The following is a 22263-nucleotide window of genomic DNA, read 5'->3' as shown; positions in this document are numbered from 1 at the left end:
CCTTACTCGGGGGTTTCGTCGAGCGCGTGGCCCACCAGGGCCAGGAGGGTCTCGATCACCGAGATCCGGCGCCGCGCATCCATGATCATGACAGGTATGTGCGCGGGGATCGTGAGCGCCTCCCGCACGTCGACCGGCTCGAACAGCTCGCTGTCGTCGAAGTGGTTGACGGCGACGACGTACGGCAGCCCGCAGCTCTCGAAGTAGTCCAGCGCGGGGAAGCAGTCCTTCAGCCGGCGGGTGTCGGCCAGCACGACCGCGCCGATCGCGCCACGCACCAGGTCGTCCCACATGAACCAGAACCGCTGCTGCCCCGGCGTACCGAACAGGTAGAGCACCAGGTCGTCGTCGAGGGTGAGCCGGCCGTAGTCCATGGCGACCGTCGTGGTGACCTTCTCCGGGGTGCCGGTGAGGTCGTCGGTGTCCTCGCTGGCCTCGGTCATCAGCGCCTCCGTCTGGAGGGGCTCGATCTCCGAGACGGTGCCCACCAGGGTGGTCTTGCCGACGCCGAAACCGCCCGCCACCACGATCTTCGTGGCGATGGGGGCACGGGTGCGGTCCGTCTGCCAGGGCTGCAGGGGCTCGTCGGGCTCGGGTTCGACGAGAGGGGAGACGCCACGAGCGGCGTCAGAGACGACGGAGTCCACTCAGCACCCTTTCCAGCAGAGCGCGGTCGGGACGGCCCGTACCGTGAGCGGTACCGGTGCCGTACACACGGATCTTTCCCTGGTCCGCGAGGTCGCTGAGGAGCACCCGGACCACGCCGAGCGGCATCTTCAGCAGCGCGGCGATCTCGGCCACCGTGCGCATACGGCGGCACAGTTCGACGATGGCCCGCAGTTCCGGCATGACCGTGGACTTGAGGGAGCCGTTCGTCAGTTCCTTGCGTTCTTCGGGGGCTTCGAGGGCCGCCACGAAGGTCTCCACCAGCAGGACGTGCCCGAAGCGGGTACGGCCGCCGGTGAGCGAGTAGGGGCGCACCCGGGCCGGCTTGCGGTCGCCGCCCCGCACGGGGAGCTGCTGCCGGGGCTGCTGCGGAACGGCGTTCATCGCACGCCCCCCGTCTCCTCGGACTCCAGTGACTGCCTCAGCTCGCTGCGCAGTTCCGGGGTCAGGACGTGTCCGGCGCGGCCCACGAAGAGGGCCATGTGGTACGCCACCACGCTCATGTCGCAGTCGGCGGAGCCGTGCACGCCGAGGAGCGAGCCGTCGCTGATCGACATGACGAAGAGGCTGCCCTCGTCCATGGCGACCATGGTGTGCCGGACCCCGCCGAAGGCCATGAGCTTGGCGGCGCCGATGGTGAGGCTGCCGATGCCGGAGACGATGGTGGCGAGATCGGCGGAGGAGCCGCGCGGGCCGGAGGGTTTCGCCTCGCGCGCCTCGCGGGCCTCGAGGTTGCGGCCCGGGTCGGAGGACAGCAGGAGCAGGCCGTCCGAGGAGACGACGGCGACGGACTGGATGCCGGGCACCTCCTCCACGAGGTTGGTCAACAGCCAGTGCAGGTTACGGGCTTCACTGCTCAGTCCGAAGGTACTGGGCGCGGTCAACTGCTTGCCTCCTCGACTGTGCCCCCCGTGCTTTCTTCGGCGTGTGCGCGTGCTTCTTGAGTTGTTTTTCGCGCTGCTTCGGGGGGCGGGACCTGGTTCTGGCCCGTCCGCTCGGCGATTTCGGCTTCCACGTCGCGGTAGCCGGCCTCCGCCCCCCGGCGGAAACCGCCCAGCCGGCGGCGGAGGGCGTCCGCGTCGACGGAACCGGTCCGCTGGCGCGGGGCTTGGGTGGGTGCGGTGATCTTGGGGGTGCGCTTGGGGAGGCCCTTGTCCGTGACGAGCTCTTCCGGGGCGTCCGGTGTGCGGGTGTGTTCCGCCTCGGCCTCGCCCGCGGCGGGTCCTGCCTCGGGTGCGGGTGGGCCCGGTGGGATGTCCGCACGGTCGGCGGCCACCGGGGCGGGCATGGCGGCGCTCTGCGCCCCCGTCTCGTCGGTCGCTCCCGCGTCCTCGCCCTGCGGGCTCGGCAGCAGCAGTTCCATCGTCGTCTCGGCCGGGGTCTCGGCCGGCGTCTCGGCCGGGACGCGCGTCGGGGTCCCGGCCGCGGCCTGCGGCGGAACCGGCGCTTCGGCCGGGAGGTGTTCCGGAGCCGGCGTGGGCGTCCCGGCCGGGGTCTCCGCCTGCCGTACCGCCCTCTCCGCCAGCGCGACCAGCGGGTCCGCGGGCTTCTTACGGCCCGGCAGGACGTTGGAGTTGGCTTCCGCGTCCGCGCCCGGCAGCGAGAAGGACTGGGGGGCGGCCGCCGGGTTCGTCACCGGGATCGCGGCGGCCGGGGCCGCGGCGAGAAGCGCGGTCGGCAGGACGACGACCGCCGCCACCCCGCCCTGCTTCTGCTCGCGCAGCCGCACCCGCGCCCCGTGCCGGTGGGCGAGCCGGGCCACCACGTACAGGCCGAGGCCGAGACCCTGCTCGCCCTCCTGGTCGTACGGCGTCTCGGGGTCGAACTCGGCGAGGCGCGCGTTGAGGCGGGTCATCCGGTCCTCGGCCATGCCGATGCCCTCGTCCTGGACGGAGAGCATGACCTCGCCGTTCTCCAGGAGCCAGCCGGAGACCTCGACGGGCAGGTCCGGCGGGGAGAACGAGGTGGCGTTCTCCAAGAGTTCGGCCAGCAGGTGGGAGAGGTCGTCCGCGGCGAATCCCGCCACGTGCGCGTGCGGCGGGAGCGTGGAGATGCGTACCCGCTCGTACCGCTCGATCTCGCTGACCGCCGCGCGGACCACGTCCACCAGCGGGATCGGGCCCGCGTGCTGCTGGACGTGTTCCGTACCGGCCAGGACCAGCAGGTTCTCGCTGTGGCGGCGCATGACGGTGGCGAAGTGGTCGAGCTTGAAGAGCGTGGCCAGCCGGTCGGGGTCCTGCTCGCGCTCCTCCAGCCCCTCGATGACCGCCAGTTGGCGTTCGACGAGACCGAGCGTGCGCAGGGCGAGGTTGACGAAGGTGCCGCCGATGCTGTCCCGCAGGCCGTCCAACTGGGCTGCGGAGTCGGCGAGTTCGGTGCGCAGTTCCTCGCGGGCGTCGGCCATCTTCTGGCGCTGCCCGACGAGGTGCTTGCGATCGGACTCCAGGGTGCCGACGCGCTCGTGGAGCGCCACGGCGTGCTCGTGCAGGGCGTTGACGGAGCGGACGACCTGGGCGAACTCGTCGTTGCGGCCGGTGAACCGGACGGGTTCCTCCGCCGCCGGGTGCTCGGCTCCCGCCAGTCGCGCCGATCCCCGGCGCAGGACGGACAGCGGTCGGGTGAGACTGCGTGCCATGCCCGTGGCGACGACGACCGTCAGCAGCATCAGCGCCCCGAGGAGGGTGACGCGCAGTTCCAGGTCGGTGACGTCGTCGTCCCGCAACGCGGCGAGGTCCTCGGCCCGGTGGCCGTACAGCGAGGACTCGACCCCACGCATGAGGTCTACCCGGGCGGAGAGCGCGGCGTCGAGCTTCTTGACGCTGGTGTCGAGTTCGCCGCCGCTCAGCTTCGGCTGGTCGGTGAGGTCGGCGAGGTAGGCCTCGGCGGTGTCGACGTCACCACCGGTGACCGTGGAGTCGTACGAGGCCACCGCCTCCTGCGGCGCGCCCTCCCGGAAGTCCGCGAGGGCCGCGTCGGAGCGCAGCCGGGCCTGCTGCGCGGCGGCGGTGAGCGCGTCGCGCCGCTTGGTGTCGGCGGCCGAGGAGACCTTCTCGGTGACCGACCGGCCGGTGACGGGGTCGTAGGCGGTCTCGGTGCTGGTCGGCACGTTCAGCGCCGCGAGCAGCAGCCCCCGGGTGGCGGAGGCCTGCTGGACGACGGTGTCGAGCTCGGCGAGGGCGTACGCGCCGGAGCCCGCGCGGGGCGGCATCTCCTCCGCCAGCCGGTCGACGAGCACATGGAGGGCGGCGATGGCCCGGGAGTACGCCTCGTGCGCCTCGAGCGCCGTGCTCTTGCCGGTGAGGGCCGACTGGCGCACGGACGGCACGGCGGCGAGGGCCTCGCGCAGCGCCGCGGAAACCTCCGTCCCCGTGGTCAGCTCGCCCGTCTGCCGGTCCACCCGGGCGCTGCCCTGGGCCGAGGGCGCCTTGGACTTCACCCGGCCGGCCGCCACGTAGGTGGTGACCTCGTCGCGCTCGTCCGCCAGGGACTGGGCGAGAGCGAGGGCGTCCTGGGTCTGTTCGGCCAGGGTGACCAGGTCCTGGGAGTCCTTCAGCTGCCCGGAGGCGGCGAGGATCGAGGGGGCTCCCGCCCCGGCGACGGCGGCGGCCACGACGGCCACCGCGACGATCAGCCGGTTGCGTACATGGGTGGGACGGCCCTTGCCGACAGGGGTGCGCTCCGCGCCCCCCTCGGAGGCCGTCTGCCTGCCTGTACGCCGAGGCCGCGTCTTCTGCACCGGTGCTCGCATTCCTGACTCGTGTGCCATGGGCCGGATGTGACGCTCCGTCAACTGACGCGTACGTCCGGTACGGTTTCCGACCCTCCCAGTGCCGGTGGGCAGGGGCCTCGCATCGCTTGCCCCGCCACCCGAAGGAGTGAACATCGGGAGAGAGTTGGCGGGCAAGTTCCTCTGGCGCGTGCAGCAACCCTGTACGGCAGGCCGGTTGGACGTGGGCGGCGGGCTTTGACAGTATTCGCCGCCACGCCTTCCCGGAGTGCTTTATTCCTACCCAAACCAGGCGGCTGACCTGCGGCGGCAGGTAAGTTCGGGGTGCGATGCCAGCCTTTTGCGAAGGCTGTGAAGGGGTCGTGCAGACTGTCCGAATGCGTACGGAACTTGTGTCGGAGGCCGGCGACCGGGCCCGCCCCAACGAGGACTTCGCGAGTATCGGACTTCCCGCCTCCGGACAGGGCGGTTCGCTCGTCCTGCTGGACGGGGTGACACCGCCCCCGGACGGCGCCGGCTGTCTGCATTCGGTCCCCTGGTTCACCGCGCGACTCGGCGGCGCCCTGACCGAACTGACCGTTTCACTCCCGGATGTTCCCCTGGCCGAGGCACTCGCCCTCGCCATCGCGCGTACGGCCGGAGCCCACGCGGAAACCTGTGACCTTTCTCACCCACGCACCCCACAGGCCACCGTGGTCCTCGCGCGTTGGTCCCCGCTGACCGTCGAGTGCCTGGTCCTGTGCGACGCGACGCTGCTGCTGACCGCCCCGGACGGCACGGTCACCCCCGTCCGCGACGACCGGCTGGCCCGCCTGCCGCGCGCCCTGCTGCGGAGCGCCGAGGTCGTCGACGGCACCCTGCGCAACAAGGAGGGCGGGTTCTTCACGGCCGCGGCCGACCCCGGGGTGGCCGCCCGCGCGGTCACCGCGAGCGTGCCGCGCGCGGAGGTCCGCTCGCTGGCCGCGCTGTCGGACGGGGCCAGCCGCTGGGCGGAGCTCTTCCGGGAGGGCGACTGGACGGACCTGCTCGCCCTCGTCCGCGAGAAGGGGGCGCAGACGCTGGTGGAGCGGGTCCGGGAGCTGGAGCGGGCGGACGACGACGCCGGCCGGCCCCTGCTGGGCCGGGCGAAGACGCACGACGACGCGACGGTGGTGTGCGTGGAGCTGTGACGGCGCCGCCGCGCCCTCGGCGCTACTTCTCCATCCCCCGGTTCAGCTGGTGGAGCAGCCGGGCCAGCTCCGAGACCTCCTGGCGGTCCCAGTCGGAGAAGTGGGTGACGTACCGCTCGCGGCGGGCCTCGCGGACCCGCCTCACCCGGGTGCGGCCCTCCTCGGTGAGGTCGACGAGCCAGGCGCGGCCGTCCGCCGGGTCCGGCTCGCGGGCGACCAGTCCGAGCTGCTCCAGGGCGCGCAGCTGGCGGGACATGGTGGCCTTGCCGACGCCGATGTAGCCGGCGAGTTCCGTGGCGCGCTGGCGGCCGCACTCCTCCAGCCGGACGAGGAGGCCGTAGGCGGCGGACTCCAGGTCCGGGTGGACCTCACGGGCCATCTCCCCCTGGTTGGCCCGGGCGCGGCGCAGCAGCACCGTGAGTTCCCGCTCCAGGGACAGGAACTCCCGGTCGCCCTGCTCCACACCGCGCGACGATGTGCCGGACCCGCTGTCGCGTCCGTCGCCGTTGATGTCCTCGTGCACGTCAGCACCCCTGATCTCGCCGGTCGCCGCCATCGGCGCAGCTCTTAAGTATTTCGCAGGCAAGGACCGGCGGCGCTTCCCAGGACCCCGGTGCGGGTCCGCGGCGGAACAGGGAAGGCCCGGGCCTCCCTCACGGGACCCGGGCCTTCCCCTTTCCGGTCGCGTCCGTCACGCCGCGACCGGAACCTCCGGCGTCGCGCCGTTCGTGGCGGGCGCGAGCGCCAGTTCCAGGACCTGGCGGACGTCGGTGACGGCGTGGACGTCGAGCTTGTCCAGCACCTCCGCCGGGACGTCGTCCAGGTCGGGCTCGTTGCGCTTGGGGATGACGACGGTGGTGACGCCCGCCCGGTGCGCGGCGAGCAGCTTCTGCTTCACGCCGCCGATCGGCAGGACCCGGCCGGTCAGGGAGACCTCGCCGGTCATCGCCACGTCCGTGCGGACGAGCCGGCCGGACAGCAGGGAGGCGAGGGCCGTCGTCATCGTGACGCCCGCGCTCGGGCCGTCCTTCGGGACCGCGCCCGCGGGGAAGTGGATGTGCACGCCCCGGTCCTTCAGGTCGCCCACCGGCAGCTCCAGTTCGGCGCCGTGACTGCGCAGGAAGCTGAGCGCGATCTGCGCCGACTCCTTCATCACGTCGCCGAGCTGACCGGTCAGGGTCAGGCCGGCGGCACCGGTCTCCGGGTCGGCCAGCGACGCCTCGACGAAGAGGACGTCACCGCCGGCGCCGGTGACCGCGAGACCGGTCGCGACACCGGGCACGGCGGTCCGGCGCTCGGCCGGGTCCTGGGCGGACTCGGGCACGTGGTGCGGCCGGCCGATCAGGGCGCGCAGGTCCCCGTCCCCGATGGTGAACGGCAGCTTCCGCTCGCCCAGTTCGTGCTGGGCCGCGACCTTGCGCAGCAGCCGCGCGATGGACCGCTCCAGGGTGCGCACCCCCGCCTCGCGGGTGTACTCGCCGGCGAGCTTGCGCAGCGCGCTCTCGTCGAGGCTGACCTCGTCCTTGTCCAGGCCCGCCCGCTCCAGCTGGCGCGGGAGCAGGTGGTCGCGGGCGATGACGACCTTCTCGTCCTCGGTGTAGCCGTCGAGGCGGACCAGCTCCATGCGGTCGAGCAGGGCCTCCGGGATGGCTTCGAGCACGTTGGCGGTGGCGAGGAAGACCACGTCCGACAGGTCGAGCTCGACCTCCAGGTAGTGGTCGCGGAACGTGTGGTTCTGCGCCGGGTCCAGGACCTCCAGCAGGGCTGCCGCCGGGTCGCCCCGGAAGTCGGACCCCACCTTGTCGATCTCGTCGAGGAGCACCACCGGGTTCAGCGACCCGGCCTCCTTGATCGCCCGCACGATCCGGCCGGGCAGCGCGCCGACGTAGGTACGGCGGTGGCCGCGGATCTCGGCCTCGTCGCGGACGCCGCCGAGGGCGACCCGGACGAACTTGCGGCCCATGGCGTGGGCGACGGACTCGCCGAGGCTGGTCTTGCCGACGCCGGGCGGGCCGACGAGCGCGAGCACGGCACCGCCGCGCCGCCCGCCCACGACACCCAGGCCGCGCTCGCCGCGCCGCTTGCGCACCGCGAGGTACTCGGTGATCCGCTCCTTCACGTCGTCCAGGCCGGCGTGCTCGGCGTCGAGGACGGCGCGGGCGCCCTGGATGTCGTAGCGGTCCTCGGTGCGCTCGTTCCAGGGCAGTTCCAGGACGGTGTCCAGCCAGGTGCGGATCCAGGAGCCCTCGGGCGACTGGTCGCTGGACCGCTCCAGCTTGTCGACCTCCTTGAGGGCCGCCTCACGGACCTTCTCGGGCAGGTCGGCGGCCTCGACGCGGGCGCGGTAGTCGTCGGACTCCTCGCCCTCCTGTTCGCCGTTGAGCTCGCGCAGCTCCTTGCGTACGGCCTCGAGCTGGCGCCGCAGCAGGAACTCGCGCTGCTGCTTGTCGACGCCCTCCTGCACGTCCTTGGCGATGGTCTCGGCGACGTCCTGCTCGGCGAGGTGGTCGCGCAGCTGCTGGGTGGCGAGCTTCAGGCGGACCACCGGGTCGGCGGTCTCCAGGAGCTCCACCTTCTGTTCGGTGGTCAGGAACGGTGAGTAGCCGGAGTTGTCGGCGAGCGCCGAGACGTCGTCGATGGCCTGGACGCGGTCGACGACCTGCCAGGCGGCGCGCTTGCGCAGCCAGGCGGTGGCGAGCGCCTTGTACTCCTTGACCAGTTCGGCGACGTGACCGGGCAGCGGCTCGGGGACGGTCTGGTCGACCCTCGTCCCCTCGACCCACAGCGCCGCGCCGGGCCCGGTGGTGCCGGCGCCGATCTTCACGCGGCCGCGGCCGCGGATCAGCGCGCCCGGGTCCCCGTCGGCGAGCCGGCCGACCTGCTCGACGGTGCCGAGCACACCGGTGCTCGCGTAGGTGCCGTCGAGGCGCGGCACCAGGAGTACCTGGGGCTTGCCCGGTGTTGAACGGGCGGCGGCCTGGGCGGCCTCCACGGCGGCGCGCACATCGGTGTCGTTGAGGTCGAGCGGAACCACCATGCCGGGGAGCACGACCTCGTCGTCGAGAGGCAGCACAGGCAGGGTGAGCGGAGCGGACGTCGATGCCATGATCTCCCCTTAGGCAGTCAAGTTGAGCTATGCCGACTCAATGCACGTGAGTCTCCGAATGTTCCCCGAGAGGCGGCCCGTTCGCTGTGGGCGATCACGACTGTTCCGGCGGGCGGCTTCGCCCTTACGGTCGGACGTAAGGGCTCAAGGGCCAAAGAGGCTCTTACCGAGCCGTTCTCGGGGGGTTCCTGTGGATCGTTTCGTCCAGGCATGGGTGGACGGGTGGGTCGTGTCGCGCGGGGCGGCTCCGCCGGTGGCCGAGCCATGGGGCTGGACCGTGGACGTGGGAACGGGAATCCAGCACGTCACCCGGCACGTGTTCGGCGCGACGGGCAGCGCGGTGCCGGAGCCGGCCGTCCGGAGGGTGGCGGGCGCGGTGTCCGGGGCCGGCGTGTGGCTGAAGGTGTTCGCCGATCCCGCGGTGGTCGGCCCCTGGCTGGGGTCCGGCTGGTGGATCGACCCCGAGCCCGGCTTCCTGATGACGGCCGCGCTCCCCGACGCCCCGCCGGGTTCCGCCCCCGACGGCTACCGGACCCGCACCTGGTCGCGCGGCGGCGTGACCCGCACCATGATCGTCGCCCCGGACGGCTCCCTGGCCGCGCGCGGGCAGATCGCCCCGACCGGCGGCACCGCGGTCGTCGACCAGATCGAGACATCCCCCGGCCACCGCCGCCGCGGGCTCGGCGCCCTCGTCATGCGGACCCTGCACCACGCGGCGCTCGCGCAGGGGGCCCGGACCGGGGTGCTGGGAGCGACACCGCAGGGGCGGGCACTGTACGAGTCACTGGGCTGGCGCGTCGAGTCAGCGCTGACCAGCGCGAAGTTCACGGGAGACGCACGCGGGTGACGTCCGGCGGCCGGGAGGGCGCACCGTCCTCCGCCGCACGACGGGGCACGCCCCTCGCGCCCCCTCTCCGTACCCCGCCCACTTCCGGCATTCACCCCGAAGCCGCCCGCCGCCCCTACCACAATGCGCGTATGACCGATGACTGGAAGCGACGTCTCGACGCCCTCCACGCCGACCTGGTCCGCCGTGACGACCCCGTCGCCTGGGTCACGGAGGCGGACGCCGTCGAGGCCTCGCGCCGCTATCCGCACATCGCGCTGCGCGGACCCGTCTTCGGTGTCGCCGCACGGGACGACCGGACGGCCGCCGAACCGGGCTGGCGGCTGCTGAAGCCGGTCGTGGACGGCATGCCCCAGCAGGCCCGGGACGGGCTCAACTCGCACCTGTGGTTCAAGGCGAAGGACGGCACCGACGACCCGGCCGCCCGGCGCGAGCTGCTGGCGGCCGTGGCCGTGCTGGAGCGGGCCCCGGCCGACGAGGTCGAAGCGCTGGGCGTGCGCTACCGGGTGGTGCGCTGCGACGAGTTCGCCCGGACCGGCGACGACGGTCCGGAGCCGCCCCGGCCCACCGACGTCGAGCCCGTGAGCCCGTCGTGGGAGGACCCGGGCGCCGCCCCCTCGCCGGACGTGGGGTACGTCCTGGACCCCGACCGGGACGAGGGCCCCATGGCGGGCGCCCTCCGGCTGGGCCTGCGCGACTTCACCTACACGGGCGCCCGCTTCCCTCCCGACGTACGCGCGGACTCCGAGTGGGCGGCCCGGACCCACCCGGACGTGGTGCGGCTGCCGGTCGGCTTCTCGGTCGCCGAACGCGACGGGTCCGGGTGGACCCCGTGCGGTTCCCTGGCGGCGACCCCGCACGAGGCACGCCGCTCGCTGTACGAGGGGATGGCCCGGGTCTGGGCGATGCTCTACCGCTTCGACGAGCACAAGAAGGCCCTGTACGCGCGGGCCGCGGAGGCGTTCCGGGCGGCCGGCCGGGCCGACGAGGCGAGCGTGGAGGACCGCCTGTTCCGGATCTGCCGCGTCGAGCGGATGGTCCGCCTGGGGCCCGACGGCCCCGAGCCGCCCCGCCCGTCGGACCTCGACGAGTACGGCCCCATGAAGCTCCACCCCACCCTGCACACGGACGGCACGGTCCAGTACGAGGACTGACCGGAAGACCGGAAGGACTCCGCCCCGACCGGCAACCGGCGACCGTGGTGAGAGTCAGCACCGGGAAGCGAGCCGGGCGACGCTCAGCGGCCCGGGTGAGGGTCGGCGCCGTGAAGCGGCCACGGTCAGCGGCCCGGGACGCTCAGCGGCCGGGCGAGCCGCAGCACCGCTGGCGGCCGGGGCCGACGCTCGGTAGCCCAGGTGACGGTCGGCGCCGTGAAGCGGCCCAGGCGACGGGGAGCGGCGGGAAGCGGCCGGGCTGACGACAGGGCCGGGAAACGGCCACGACGGCGGCCAGCGGCCGAGYCGGCCGCAGCGCCGGTAGCGGCCGGGGCGACGCTCGACAGCCCAAGTGACGGTCGGCGCCGTGAAGCGGCCCAGGCGACGGGGAGCGGCGGGAAGCGGCCGGGCCGACGACAGGGCCGGGAAGCGGCCACGGTGACGCTCAGCGGCGGTACGCGGCCGAGGCGACGCTCAGCGGCCCGGGTGACGCTCAGCCGCCGGGCCGGCGGCAGTGCCGGACAACTGCCGGGCCTGTGGCAGGCGTCGGAGCCACGGCCAGGTGCCGACGCCTATCGCCAGCGCGATCAGGTGTCCCCAGTTCGTCATCGGGTCGGTGAAGGCGATCAGGTCCTGGAGCAGCATCCCGCCGAACGCGACGAGCAGCGGCCAGCGCAGCCATGGTCCGAGCAGCCCCGCCAGGGCGCCCACGCTCGCGGCGACACCGAAGCTGATGCCGTAGTCGAGGCGGTGCAGCGAACTGTCGGGCAGCCTGCCCACGAGCACGGCCAGGCCCACCGGCACCTCGGTCGCGAGGGTGGCCAGGACATGCCCGAGCAGGAACACGACGGCCGTACGGACGCCGCCTATGCGCCGTTCCAGCGTCGTCAGGGCGGCCAGGAAGCCGAGCGTGAAGGGGGAGGCGAAGCCGCCCGCCACCCAGAGCGCGCTGGCCACGAGGACCAGCACGGGCGTCCGCACCAGATGCGCGACATCGGTGCTGGAGCCCTGGTACAGGGCGTGCACGAGGGTGGGACCGACGTGCGCGGCGAGAAAGGAGGTGCCCGCGAGGACGGCCGCGTACGAGAGGGTGAAGGGGACGGGGACCCGGTACCGGCGGCGGGGGGCCGCCTCTGCGGGCGCCTCGACGGGCGCCTCGACGGGCGGCCCGGCGGGCGGCTCGGCGCGGGACGGCGGGCGCTGGCCCGGGATGCCGTCCAGCAGCCCGCGGACGTCGGGCGGCGGCGGGCTCGTGGGTGCGGCCGTGCGTTCCACCGTGCGGCGCTCCTTCCGTTCCACCCCACCCTTCGCGCCGCGCCCCTCCGCTGTCTGTGACCGACACCACGCCCGAGCCGATTCACAGCAAGCTCCGAGACTTCTCCCATCCGGTTCCCACCCGCCCCGAAGCCACTGCGAAGCCACTGCGCACCCGCTCCGAACCCGTTCCGAACGGTCGTACGTCAACCTCATCCGCCGCCCACGGAAATCCCTCAACAAACCGTCAGGGAAGTGCCAGGATGGGCCGATGCCCATCCCGTACGACATCCCCGACGCGCCCGAGGTGCTGGACCGTCGCGAGGGCCCCTACGGTGAGGTCGTCCTGCGCCGGCACGGGGAGTTGCTCCAGATCATCGCCAACGGCTGCTTCCTGATGGACACCTCGGACGGCCGCTCGGAGCGGCTCCTGGTCGACGCCGCGCTGGCCGCGCTGGACGGCCGGCCCTCGCCCGGACTGCTGATCGGCGGCCTCGGCGTCGGCTTCTCCCTCGCGCACGCCGCCGCCGATCCCCGCTGGGGCGCCGTCACGGTCGTGGAGCGCGAGCGCGCCGTCATCGACTGGCATCGCGACGGCCCGCTGGCCGCCCTCTCCGGGGACGCGCTCGCCGACCCCAGGTCGAAGATCGTCGAAGCGGATCTGCTCGACTACGTCAATGAGACATGCGACACGTTCGACGCGGTGTGCCTCGACATCGACAACGGACCGGACTGGACCGTCACCGAGGGCAACGACAGCCTCTATTCCACGGCCGGACTCACAAGCTGCGCACGGGTGTTGAGACCAGGTGGGGTACTGGCCGTGTGGTCCGCCCGACCCTCTCCGGAATTCGAGGGAACCATGGGGAATGCCGGGTTCCAACAGGTGCGTACCGAAGAGATCCCGGTTGCCCGAGGCGTGCCGGACGTCGTACATCTCGCCGTCCGACCTGGATAGCAAAGCCGTGGTGACTCCCCGTACGCTGCACCCCTGACGCCGATCATTTACGCGTCAACCGCAGTCATGCGCAGACATGGGATCACCCCACTGGTTCCGGAAAGCACACTCAGGGGCGGGCGATGGAGCAGACACACACCGCACACAACAGCACGGCGACGGCGACGCCGGGCGCGCAGCGGCGCGTCCTGGTGGTCGAGGACGACCCGACGATCGTCGACGCCATCGCGGCCCGCCTGCGCGCCGAGGGATTCCTCGTGCAAACGGCGGGCGACGGCCCGGCGGCCGTCGACACGGCAGAGGCCTGGCAGCCCGACCTGCTGATCCTCGACATCATGCTGCCCGGTTTCGACGGTCTGGAGGTCTGCCGTCGCGTGCAGGCCTCCCGCCCGGTGCCGGTCATGATGCTCACCGCGCGCGACGACGAGACCGACATGCTGGTCGGGCTCGGCGTGGGCGCCGACGACTACATGACCAAGCCCTTCTCGATGCGGGAGCTGGCGGCACGCGTACATGTGCTGCTGCGCCGGGTGGAGCGGGCCGCGATCGCGGCGACGACTCCGCGCAGCGGCATCCTGAGGCTCGGCGAGCTGGAGATCGACCACGCGCAGCGCCGGGTGCGGGTGCGCTCGGAGGACGTGCACCTCACGCCCACCGAGTTCGACCTGCTGGTCTGCCTGGCGAACACCCCGCGCGCGGTGCTCTCCCGGGAGCAGCTCCTCGCGGAGGTCTGGGACTGGGCGGACGCCTCCGGCACCCGTACCGTCGACAGCCACATCAAGGCGCTGCGCCGGAAGATCGGCGCGGAGCGGATCCGCACGGTGCACGGCGTGGGCTACGCGCTGGAGACCCCGACGCCATGAGTTCCGGGCCGGACGGGCCGAGAAGCCCCGGGGAGCCCTGGGGCCGGGTACGGCCGTTCTCGATCAAGACCAAGCTGGGCGCGCTGGTCGTCGTCTCGGTGCTGATCACCACCGGTCTGTCGGTGATCGCGGTGCACACCAAGACGGAGCTGTGCTTCATCACGGTCTTCTCGATGATCGCCACACTGCTGATCACGCAGTTCGTGGCGCATTCGCTCACCGCGCCGCTGGACGAGATGAACACGGTGGCCCGGTCCATCTCGCACGGCGACTACACGCGCCGGGTGAGCGAGAACCGCCGCGACGAGCTGGGCGACCTGGCCCAGACGATCAACGTCATGGCGGACGAGCTGGAGGCGCAGGACCGGCAGCGCAAGGAGCTGGTGGCCAACGTCTCGCACGAGCTGCGCACGCCCATCGCCGGCCTGCGCGCCGTCCTGGAGAACGTCGTCGACGGCATCGCCGAGGCGGACCCCGAGACGATGCGCACCGCCCTGAAGCAGACGGAGCGGCTCGGGCGGCTGGTGGAGACGCTGCTGGACCTGTCCCGCCTCGACAACGGCGTCGTCCCGCTGCGCAAGCGGCGCTTCGAGGTGTGGCCGTACCTGTCCGGGGTGCTCAAGGAGGCCAACATGGTCGCCTCGGCGCGCGCCACCATGGGCTCGGGCGGCAACCACACGCGCACCGACGTCCATCTGCACCTGGACGTGTCCCCGCCGGAGCTGACCGCGCACGCGGACCCGGAGCGGATCCACCAGGTCGTCGCGAACCTGATCGACAACGCGGTCAAGCACAGCCCCCCGCACGGACGGGTGACGGTGAAGGCGCGGCGTGGGCCGCTGCCGGAGTCGCTGGAGCTCGAGGTCCTGGACGAGGGGCCCGGCATTCCGCGCTCGGAGTGGCGCCGGGTGTTCGAGCGGTTCAACCGGGGTGCCGTCCGCCGGCCGCACGGACCGGGCAGCGACGGCGGTACGGGGCTGGGGCTGGCGATCGCCCGCTGGGCGGTCGATCTCCACGGCGGCCGGATCGGAGTGGCCGAATCCGAGCGGGGCTGCCGGATTCTTGTCACTCTTCCGGGAGAGTTTTCCGTCCCAAGTTGACGTAAAGTTCGAACCGGAGCCACAAGATCCACGGGCGTCCGCGCAGCCGGACACGTGTGATCAGGCAGCGGACCGTCCCAGGTCGGCACGGGTTCGCACGCTCAGCGTGCGCGACCTGCATCAACGCACCCCTTTTGACGCGCAACCGCGCTTGTTTCCCGCCATTTACAGCCGCGAAACGCGCTTTCCGATGTGACTTACGCGACGATGCACCGGCCCGGCCTGACCTTCCCCCTCCAGGGGGCGTAGCCTTTATTCCCGCTGTCCATCACCTTGTGAAGCGGAAGAGGGCGGTTGCCGCCGTGTCGCCACAGTCCCCCAGTAACGCATCGAGCATCTCGACCGACGCAGACCAAGCGGGCAAGAATCCCGCTGCCGCGTTCGGGCCGAACGAGTGGCTCGTCGATGAGATCTATCAGCAGTACCTCCAGGACCCGAACTCGGTAGACCGTGCCTGGTGGGACTTCTTCGCCGACTACAAGCCGGGGGCCGCCACTCCCTCGGCTCCGGCGGGTACTGCGGCCGCGGGGGCCGCAGCGACCACCACGCCTCCGGCGCCCGCCGCACCGGCCGCTCCGGCCCAGGCGGCGCCCGCTGCCCCGGCACCCGCCGCGCCGGCCGCCGCCCCGAAGCCCGCGGCCGCCGCTCCGGCTCCGGTGAAGGCGGCCCCGGCCGCCAAGCCGGCCGCCGCGAAGCCCGCGCCCGCCGCGGCCCCGGCCGCGCCGGCGCAGGGTCCGGAGTTCGTGACGCTGCGCGGCCCCGCCGCCGCGGTCGCCAAGAACATGAACGCCTCGCTGGAGCTGCCCACGGCCACGTCCGTGCGCGCGGTCCCGGTGAAGCTGCTGTTCGACAACCGCATCGTCATCAACAACCACCTCAAGCGCGCCCGGGGCGGGAAGATCTCCTTCACGCACCTGATCGGCTTCGCGATGGTGCAGGCCATCAAGGCCATGCCGTCGATGAACTGGCACTACGCGGAGAAGGACGGGAAGCCCACCCTCGTCAAGCCGCCGCACGTCAACTTCGGCCTGGCCATCGACCTGGTGAAGCCCAACGGCGACCGCCAGCTCGTCGTGGCCGGCATCAAGAAGGCCGAGACGCTGAACTTCTTCGAGTTCTGGCAGGCCTACGAGGACATCGTCCGCCGCGCCCGCGACGGCAAGCTGACGATGGACGACTTCACCGGCGTCACGGTCTCCCTGACCAACCCCGGCGGTCTCGGCACCGTGCACTCCGTGCCGCGTCTGATGCCCGGCCAGTCGGTGATCATGGGCGTCGGCTCGATGGACTACCCGGCGGAGTTCCAGGGCACCAGCCAGGACACCCTGAACAAGCTCGGCATCTCGAAGGTCATGACGCTCACGTCGACCTACGACCACCGGGTCATCCAGGGCGCCGCCTCCGGCGAGTTCCTGCGCGTCGTCGCCAACGCCCTCCTCGGCGAGAACGGCTTCTACGACGAGATCTTCGAGGCGCTGCGCATCCCCTACGAGCCGGTCCGCTGGCTCAAGGACATCGACGCCAGCCACGACGACGACGTCACCAAGGCCGCCCGGGTCTTCGAGCTGATCCACTCCTACCGGGTCCGCGGCCACGTCATGGCCGACACCGACCCGCTGGAGTACCGCCAGCGCAAGCACCCCGACCTGGACATCACCGAGCACGGCCTCACCCTGTGGGACCTCGAGCGCGAGTTCGCGGTCGGCGGCTTCGCGGGCAAGTCCCTGATGAAGCTGCGCGACATCCTGGGCGTGCTGCGCGACTCGTACTGCCGCACCACCGGCGTCGAGTTCATGCACATCCAGGACCCGAAGCAGCGCCGCTGGATCCAGGACCGCATCGAGCGCGCCCACAGCAAGCCGGAGCGCGAGGAGCAGCTGCGCATCCTGCGCCGGCTGAACGCGGCGGAGGCCTTCGAGACCTTCCTGCAGACGAAGTACGTCGGCCAGAAGCGCTTCTCCCTGGAGGGCGGCGAGTCCGTCATCCCGCTGCTCGACGCGGTGCTGGACAGCGCGGCCGAGTCGCGGCTGGACGAGGTCGTCATCGGCATGGCCCACCGCGGCCGGCTGAACGTCCTCGCGAACATCGTCGGCAAGTCGTACGCGCAGATCTTCCGCGAGTTCGAGGGCAACCTCGACCCGAAGTCGATGCACGGCTCCGGCGACGTGAAGTACCACCTGGGCGCCGAGGGGACCTTCACGGGCCTGGACGGCGAGCAGATCAAGGTCTCGCTGGCCGCGAACCCGTCCCACCTGGAGACGGTCGACCCGGTCATCGAGGGCATCGCCCGCGCCAAGCAGGACATCATCAACAAGGGCGGCACGGACTTCACCGTCCTGCCGGTCGCCCTGCACGGTGACGCGGCCTTCGCGGGCCAGGGCGTGGTGGCCGAGACCCTGAACATGTCGCAGCTGCGCGGTTACCGCACGGGCGGCACGGTCCACATCGTCATCAACAACCAGGTCGGCTTCACCGCCGCCCCGGAGTCCTCGCGCTCCTCGATGTACGCCACGGACGTGGCGCGCATGATCGAGGCCCCGATCTTCCACGTGAACGGCGACGACCCCGAGGCCGTCGTCCGCGTCGCGCGGCTGGCCTTCGAGTTCCGTCAGGCGTTCAACAAGGACGTGGTGATCGACCTCATCTGCTACCGCCGCCGCGGTCACAACGAGTCGGACAACCCGGCCTTCACCCAGCCGCTGATGTACGACCTGATCGACAAGAAGCGCTCGGTGCGCAAGCTGTACACCGAGTCCCTCATCGGTCGCGGCGACATCACGCTGGAAGAGGCCGAACAGGCGCTCCAGGACTACCAGGGCCAGCTGGAGAAGGTCTTCACGGAGGTCCGCGAGGCCACCGCGCAGCCCGCCTCCGGTGACGCCCACGAGCCGCAGGACAACTTCCCCGTGGCGGTGAACACCGCCGTCTCCGCGGAGGTCGTCAAGCGCATCGCCGAGTCCCAGGTCAACATCCCGGACTACTTCCACGTCCACCCGCGCCTGCTGCCGCAGCTCCAGCGCCGGGCGACGATGGTCGAGGACGGCACGATCGACTGGGGCATGGGCGAGACGCTGGCCGTCGGCTCGCTGCTGCTGGAGGGCACCCCGGTCCGGCTGTCCGGCCAGGACTCGCAGCGCGGCACCTTCGGCCAGCGCCACGCGGTGCTCATCGACCGCGAGACGGGCGAGGAGCACACCCCGCTCCAGTACCTCAACGACGAGCAGGCGCGCTACAACGTCTACAACTCCCTCCTCTCCGAGTACGCGGTGATGGGCTTCGAGTACGGCTACTCGCTGGCCCGCCCCGACGCGCTCGTGATGTGGGAGGCGCAGTTCGGCGACTTCGTCAACGGCGCGCAGACCGTGGTCGACGAGTACATCTCGGCGGCCGAGCAGAAGTGGGGTCAGACGAGCGGTGTCACGCTCCTCCTCCCCCACGGCTACGAAGGCCAGGGCCCGGACCACTCCTCGGCCCGTGTCGAGCGGTTCCTGCAGCTCTGCGCCCAGAACAACATGACGGTCGCGATGCCCACGCTCCCGTCGAACTACTTCCACCTCCTGCGGTGGCAGGTGCACAACCCGCACCACAAGCCGCTGGTCGTCTTCACCCCGAAGTCGATGCTGCGCCTCAAGGCCGCCGCGTCGAAGGCGGAGGAGTTCACGAGCGGCCAGTTCCGCCCGGTCATCGGCGACTCGTCGATCACCGACCCGGCGGCCGTGAAGAAGGTCGTCTTCTGCGCCGGCAAGGTCTACTACGACCTGGAGGCCGAGCGTCAGAAGCGCGGCGTCACGGACACGGCGATCATCCGCCTCGAGCGGCTGTACCCGCTGCCGGGTGCCGAGGTCCAGGCGGAGGTCAACAAGTACCCCAACGCCGAGAAGTACCTCTGGACCCAGGAGGAGCCGGCCAACCAGGGCGCCTGGCCGTTCATCGCCCTGAACCTGATCGACCACCTGGACCTCGCGGTCGGCGCGGACGTGCCGCACGGCGAGCGCCTGCGCCGCATCTCGCGCCCGCACGGCTCGTCCCCGGCGGTCGGTTCCGCCAAGCGGCACCAGGCGGAGCAGGAGCAGCTGGTGCGTGAGGTGTTCGAGGCCTGAGCCTCGGACCGCCTGACGAACACGTCCGACGAACCTGTCCGACGCACCGTCCGACGCGAAGGGCCCGCCCCCCGGGGTTTCGGGGGGCGGGCCCTTCGCCGTTCGTGCGAGCCGTGGGACCGGCCGTAAAAGGCCAGACTGCCGGGAGACCAGGCTGCCGGGAGGCCAGGTCGTCGGCAGGCCAGGTCGTCGGCAGGCCAGGTCGTCGGCAGGTCAGGTCGTCTGGGGCTCGAAGTCCCAGAAGGGGCGATGGCGGGAACGGGCCGAGATCGTGTGCACATGCTGCTTGCCCAGCGTCGCCTCGAGATCCGACAGGGCTTCCTGCTCGACCTTCTCCGCCTGCCGGCGGTCCCGCAAGCCGCGCAGGTCGGCCGCGTAGGCGATCCGGGCCGACAGTGTCAGCGGGTGAGTACGCCCGAGCGTCTCGATGGCCCGTGTGACCGTGTCCTTGCTGAGCCCGGCCGCTCCCTCGGTGTCCCCGACGAGCGTGCGCAGAGCGGTGGCGTTGAGAGCGCAGCCCAGGGTCCACGGGTGGCTCTCCCCCACCGCCGTGGTCATGTCGGCCAGCGCCTGTTCGACGAGGACGTGGGCGTGGTCCCGTTCGCCGACGTTGCGCAGGATCAGTGCCTGGTTGGAGCGGGCCCCGGCGATGAAGGGGTGCCCCTCGGCCAGCATCACCTCGTACCGGGCCCCGACGGCCTCACTGAGTTCGCGGGCCTGGTCGACGTCGCCGTGCTCGCGGGTGAAGCAGCTCTGGGCGGAGGCGAAGATCAGCGTCACCGGGTCCGTCTCGCCCAGCACGCGTTCGCCGCGCTCCAGCACCCTGGACAGGATCCGGCCCGCCTCGTCCCGGTTTCCGCTCCGGTAGTGGCAGAGCGCGAGGTTGTACTCGGCACGCAGCGTCTGTGGGTTGTCCTCGCCCATCACGATGCGGTTCTCCCGCACGTTGCGGGCCTGGATCGATTCGGCCTCGGTGTAACGGCCCAGCAGACGCAGGTCGATGGCGTAGGAGATCTCGGAGCCGAGGGTCCACGGATGACGGGCCCTCAGCAGCTGGCGCCGGGCCTCCATGGTCTGCCGGTCGTGCTCCAGGGCCTCCTGGTAGCGGCCGAGCAACCGCAGCGAGACCGCCAGGTTGTTCAGCGAGTTCAGGCTCCGCGAGTCCTGTTCTCCCAGCAGGTCCCGGTAGGCCACCAGCACCCACCGGGAGAGTTCGAGCGCCTCGTCGTAGCGGGCGAGGCCTCGCAGGTCGGCGGCGAGGCCGCCGGCCGCGCGCAGATGCTCCAGGTCCTGGGGGCCGCGCTCCTCCTTCAGGTGCTCGGAGGCCGCACGGCTGAGGGCCTCGGTACGCGTGTAGTCGCCGACGGCGCGCAGGAGGTTGGTGTAGTGGTAGGTCAGCTCCCAGATTCTGGGATGGACCGGGCCGAGCAGCTGACGCCAGGCCGCCATCGCGCGCTCGCCGAGCTTGATGCCGGAGTTGTACTCGCCGGAGAAGTACATGTAGCGCAGGCAGTTGAAGACCAGCCGCTGGACGCCCGGGTCCTGGGTCTGCAGCACGTCGGCGTACTTCAGGTGCGGCACGATCTCGGCATATCCCGGCCAGAGGTCGGGGTCGGTGGGGCGGCGCGGGTCGGCCGCGGCGAGGGCCTGGCGGACGACTTCGATGAACTCCTTGCGGTCCGCGTCCGGCATGTCCTTGTGCACGATCTGGTGGACCATGCGGTGCAGGTACAGCGACTCCCCGGAAGCCGTTCCCTCGTCACCGGCCGCCTCGTGCGACTCCAGACGGACCACGGAGTACTGGCGTAGCTGGTTGATCGCCTTGTTCCACAGCAGCGGGTCGTTGAGCAGTCCGGCGAGCTGTTCGGGCAGTTCGTCGCTGGACATCTCGCGCAGCAGGCGGACGGGGATGAAGCCGGGGGCGAAGAACGTGCACAGCCTCAGCAGGTCGACGGACTCGGGGACGGTCTCGCGGAGTTTGTTCAGCAGTATCGACCAGGCGGTCTGGAAGGCGAGCGGGAAGTCCGCGGACACCTTCACCACGTCGCCGTCGATTCCCCCGTCCAGCAGGGCGATGTACTGCCGGACCGAGAGATCGGAGTCGTTGAGCCAGCCGGCCGTCTGGTCCAGCAGCAGCGGCAGGTCCTCCAGCGCGTCGGCGAGCTGGTCGGCCTCCACCTCCGTCAGCCTGGGCGCCCGGCGGCGGATGAACGCCACCGACTCGTCGCGGGCGTAGACGGGCACCTCCAGCAGCTTGCTGTTGTGCTCGGTCCATTCCGGGTTGCGGGAGGTGATGATGACGTGGCCCGGGCCGGTCGGCACCAGGTCCCAGATCTGGTCGGGTTCGTCCGCACCGTCGAGGATCAGCAGCCAGCGCCCGTACGGGTCGCCACGGCGCAGCGAGTCCCGCACGGCACGCAGCCGTTCGCCGTACTCCTGGCCGGTCTGTAGGCCCAGTTTCGGGGCGAGTTCGGCCAGCAGCCGTCGGTAGGTCACGCGTTTCTCGGCGTTGACCCACCACACGACGTCGTACTCGGAGCCGAACCGGTAGACGTACTCGGCGGCCATCTGGGTCTTGCCCACCCCGGACATGCCGAAGAACGTCACGACACCCGCACCCGGCTCCGCGCCCTGGAGCAGGTGGTACGCGTCGTTGAGCAAGGACTCACGTCCGGTGAAACGGGTGTTACGACGCGGCACCCCACCCCACACCTCGGGCATCGAGGCCGGGAACCGGGGGCCGCGCCCGAAGTCCTCGGGCTGCCGCGCCGAGGCGTCGTAGGGCAGGTCCAGCCGGTCCAGCAGGCGCCGCTCGGCCTCTTCGGCGCCCATGTTGGTGAGGTTCACGGGGGCGAGTACCGCGGTGGCGGAAGGCACCGGCGCGGCGGTCACGGACACGGCCACGAAGCGGGACGGGTCCGGGGCCACGACCTCACGCAGCGCCGCGTTCCATTCCTCGTGGGTACGCGGGCCCAGCTGGAAGTACCACTCGCTGACCAGGATGAGGATCCGGCCCTCCGCGAGTTTCAGGTCACGCAGCAGATCCACCAGCGGGACATCGGCCGGCGAGTCCCAGCGCAGGAACACCACCCGCACACCGCGGCGCTCCAACCGGTCCCCGATCCAGGCCGCCCAGGCCCGGTTGAAGCCGGCGAAGTGGATGGTGACCGCCTCCCTCGAGGCCCCCCTCTCGGTTGACCTGACCGTCGTGCGGGCTCCAGACATGCGGCGGCCTCCAGCGCGTAATCCCAAGAAATCGTAGAACCTCGGCGCCGCGCTCGTAAGGTCCCGGGACCGGAGGAGCGCGCCCCCAGGCCCA

At 71.7% G+C, this 22263-nt stretch carries 15 protein-coding genes; 7 read left to right on the top strand and 8 right to left on the bottom strand.

From position 1 onward, the window contains the following. Window positions 1-2 precede the first annotated feature (2 nt). Genes ASD48_RS22330 through ASD48_RS22315 form a run of 4 tightly spaced genes read right to left on the bottom strand, consistent with a single transcriptional unit; the run spans window position 3 to window position 4402 of the window. Complete coding sequence (locus ASD48_RS22330) at window positions 3-647, bottom strand: ATP/GTP-binding protein (RefSeq protein WP_057603393.1); 645 nt, start codon at window positions 645-647, stop codon at window positions 3-5. Further along, a complete protein-coding gene (locus ASD48_RS22325; RefSeq protein ID WP_057603392.1) occupies window positions 628-1050 on the bottom strand; it encodes a DUF742 domain-containing protein in 423 nt (140 codons plus the stop codon). Before ASD48_RS22325 ends, ASD48_RS22330 begins: the two co-directional genes overlap by 20 nt. After that, window positions 1047-1550: a hypothetical protein gene (locus tag ASD48_RS22320; RefSeq protein WP_054239956.1), complete on the bottom strand. Its 504-nt coding sequence runs from the start codon at window positions 1548-1550 to the stop codon at window positions 1047-1049. Before ASD48_RS22320 ends, ASD48_RS22325 begins: the two co-directional genes overlap by 4 nt. Next, window positions 1547-4402, bottom strand: a complete 2856-nt coding sequence (locus ASD48_RS22315; protein ID WP_057603391.1) for a nitrate- and nitrite sensing domain-containing protein — start codon at window positions 4400-4402, stop codon at window positions 1547-1549. The genes ASD48_RS22320 and ASD48_RS22315 overlap by 4 nt, the downstream gene beginning before the upstream one ends. 368 nt (window positions 4403-4770) lie before the next feature. Between ASD48_RS22315 and ASD48_RS22310 the strand changes: the two genes are divergently transcribed. Continuing rightward, window positions 4771-5562, top strand: a complete 792-nt coding sequence (locus ASD48_RS22310; protein ID WP_057603390.1) for a hypothetical protein — start codon at window positions 4771-4773, stop codon at window positions 5560-5562. Window positions 5563-5584: 22 nt separating this feature from the next. On the opposite strand, the gene ASD48_RS22305 is transcribed toward ASD48_RS22310, so the two are convergent. Both ASD48_RS22305 and lon read right to left on the bottom strand, forming a co-directional pair. After that, on the bottom strand, window positions 5585-6085 hold the full coding sequence (locus tag ASD48_RS22305; protein ID WP_057603582.1) for a MarR family transcriptional regulator: 501 nt from the start codon (window positions 6083-6085) through the stop codon (window positions 5585-5587). Window positions 6086-6253: 168 nt separating this feature from the next. Continuing rightward, on the bottom strand, window positions 6254-8668 hold the full coding sequence (gene lon / locus ASD48_RS22300) for an endopeptidase La (protein WP_057603389.1): 2415 nt from the start codon (window positions 8666-8668) through the stop codon (window positions 6254-6256). A 190-nt stretch (window positions 8669-8858) separates the two neighbouring features. Between lon and ASD48_RS22295 the strand changes: the two genes are divergently transcribed. Beyond that, window positions 8859-9515, top strand: a complete 657-nt coding sequence (locus ASD48_RS22295) for a GNAT family N-acetyltransferase (RefSeq protein ID WP_057603388.1) — start codon at window positions 8859-8861, stop codon at window positions 9513-9515. Window positions 9516-9646: 131 nt separating this feature from the next. Then, complete coding sequence (locus tag ASD48_RS22290) at window positions 9647-10669, top strand: DUF5954 family protein (RefSeq protein ID WP_057603387.1); 1023 nt, start codon at window positions 9647-9649, stop codon at window positions 10667-10669. Window positions 10670-11143: 474 nt separating this feature from the next. Here the strand turns inward: ASD48_RS22290 and ASD48_RS22285 are convergent, their stop codons facing one another. Further along, complete coding sequence (locus ASD48_RS22285) at window positions 11144-11944, bottom strand: rhomboid-like protein (protein ID WP_242432672.1); 801 nt, start codon at window positions 11942-11944, stop codon at window positions 11144-11146. Window positions 11945-12194: 250 nt separating this feature from the next. Here ASD48_RS22285 and ASD48_RS22280 point away from each other — a divergent pair, with 250 nt between their 5' ends. The 4 genes from ASD48_RS22280 to ASD48_RS22265 all read left to right on the top strand — a co-directional run bounded on the left by ASD48_RS22280 (window position 12195) and on the right by ASD48_RS22265 (window position 18944). Further along, on the top strand, window positions 12195-12881 hold the full coding sequence (locus ASD48_RS22280) for a hypothetical protein (RefSeq protein WP_057603385.1): 687 nt from the start codon (window positions 12195-12197) through the stop codon (window positions 12879-12881). A gap of 122 nt (window positions 12882-13003) precedes the next feature. Continuing rightward, entirely contained in the window at window positions 13004-13744 is a 741-nt protein-coding gene (locus ASD48_RS22275) for a response regulator transcription factor (protein WP_020130720.1), read from the top strand. After that, the gene (locus ASD48_RS22270; protein ID WP_057603384.1) at window positions 13741-14844 is read left to right on the top strand and encodes an ATP-binding protein; all 1104 of its coding nucleotides are present in this window, start codon (window positions 13741-13743) and stop codon (window positions 14842-14844) included. The genes ASD48_RS22275 and ASD48_RS22270 overlap by 4 nt, the downstream gene beginning before the upstream one ends. A 302-nt stretch (window positions 14845-15146) precedes the next feature. Beyond that, window positions 15147-18944 carry a multifunctional oxoglutarate decarboxylase/oxoglutarate dehydrogenase thiamine pyrophosphate-binding subunit/dihydrolipoyllysine-residue succinyltransferase subunit gene (locus ASD48_RS22265; RefSeq protein WP_057603383.1) on the top strand — a complete coding sequence of 1266 codons (3798 nt, stop codon included), beginning with the start codon at window positions 15147-15149 and terminating at the stop codon, window positions 18942-18944. Between the two features lie 213 nt (window positions 18945-19157). Here the strand turns inward: ASD48_RS22265 and fxsT are convergent, their stop codons facing one another. Next, the gene (gene fxsT, locus ASD48_RS22260) at window positions 19158-22169 is read right to left on the bottom strand and encodes an FxSxx-COOH system tetratricopeptide repeat protein (protein ID WP_057603382.1); all 3012 of its coding nucleotides are present in this window, start codon (window positions 22167-22169) and stop codon (window positions 19158-19160) included. Window positions 22170-22263 lie beyond the last annotated feature (94 nt).

This window comes from Streptomyces sp. Root1310 (assembly GCF_001426425.1).
Lineage (GTDB): Bacteria > Actinomycetota > Actinomycetes > Streptomycetales > Streptomycetaceae > Streptomyces.
This window is presented reverse-complemented; position numbering and strand designations above follow the sequence as displayed.

Excerpts from the sequence above, each read along its gene's own strand:
- ASD48_RS22325 (WP_057603392.1), bottom strand. The coding sequence starts at position 1,050 with ATGAACGCCGTTCCGCAGCAGCCCCGGCAGCAGCTCCCCGTGCGGGGC.
- ASD48_RS22310 (WP_057603390.1), top strand. The coding sequence starts at position 4,771 with ATGCGTACGGAACTTGTGTCGGAGGCCGGCGACCGGGCCCGCCCCAAC.
- lon (WP_057603389.1), bottom strand. The coding sequence starts at position 8,668 with ATGGCATCGACGTCCGCTCCGCTCACCCTGCCTGTGCTGCCTCTCGAC.
- ASD48_RS22290 (WP_057603387.1), top strand. The coding sequence starts at position 9,647 with ATGACCGATGACTGGAAGCGACGTCTCGACGCCCTCCACGCCGACCTG.
- ASD48_RS22280 (WP_057603385.1), top strand. The coding sequence starts at position 12,195 with ATGCCCATCCCGTACGACATCCCCGACGCGCCCGAGGTGCTGGACCGT.
- ASD48_RS22275 (WP_020130720.1), top strand. The coding sequence starts at position 13,004 with ATGGAGCAGACACACACCGCACACAACAGCACGGCGACGGCGACGCCG.
- ASD48_RS22270 (WP_057603384.1), top strand. The coding sequence starts at position 13,741 with ATGAGTTCCGGGCCGGACGGGCCGAGAAGCCCCGGGGAGCCCTGGGGC.
- fxsT (WP_057603382.1), bottom strand. The coding sequence starts at position 22,169 with ATGTCTGGAGCCCGCACGACGGTCAGGTCAACCGAGAGGGGGGCCTCG.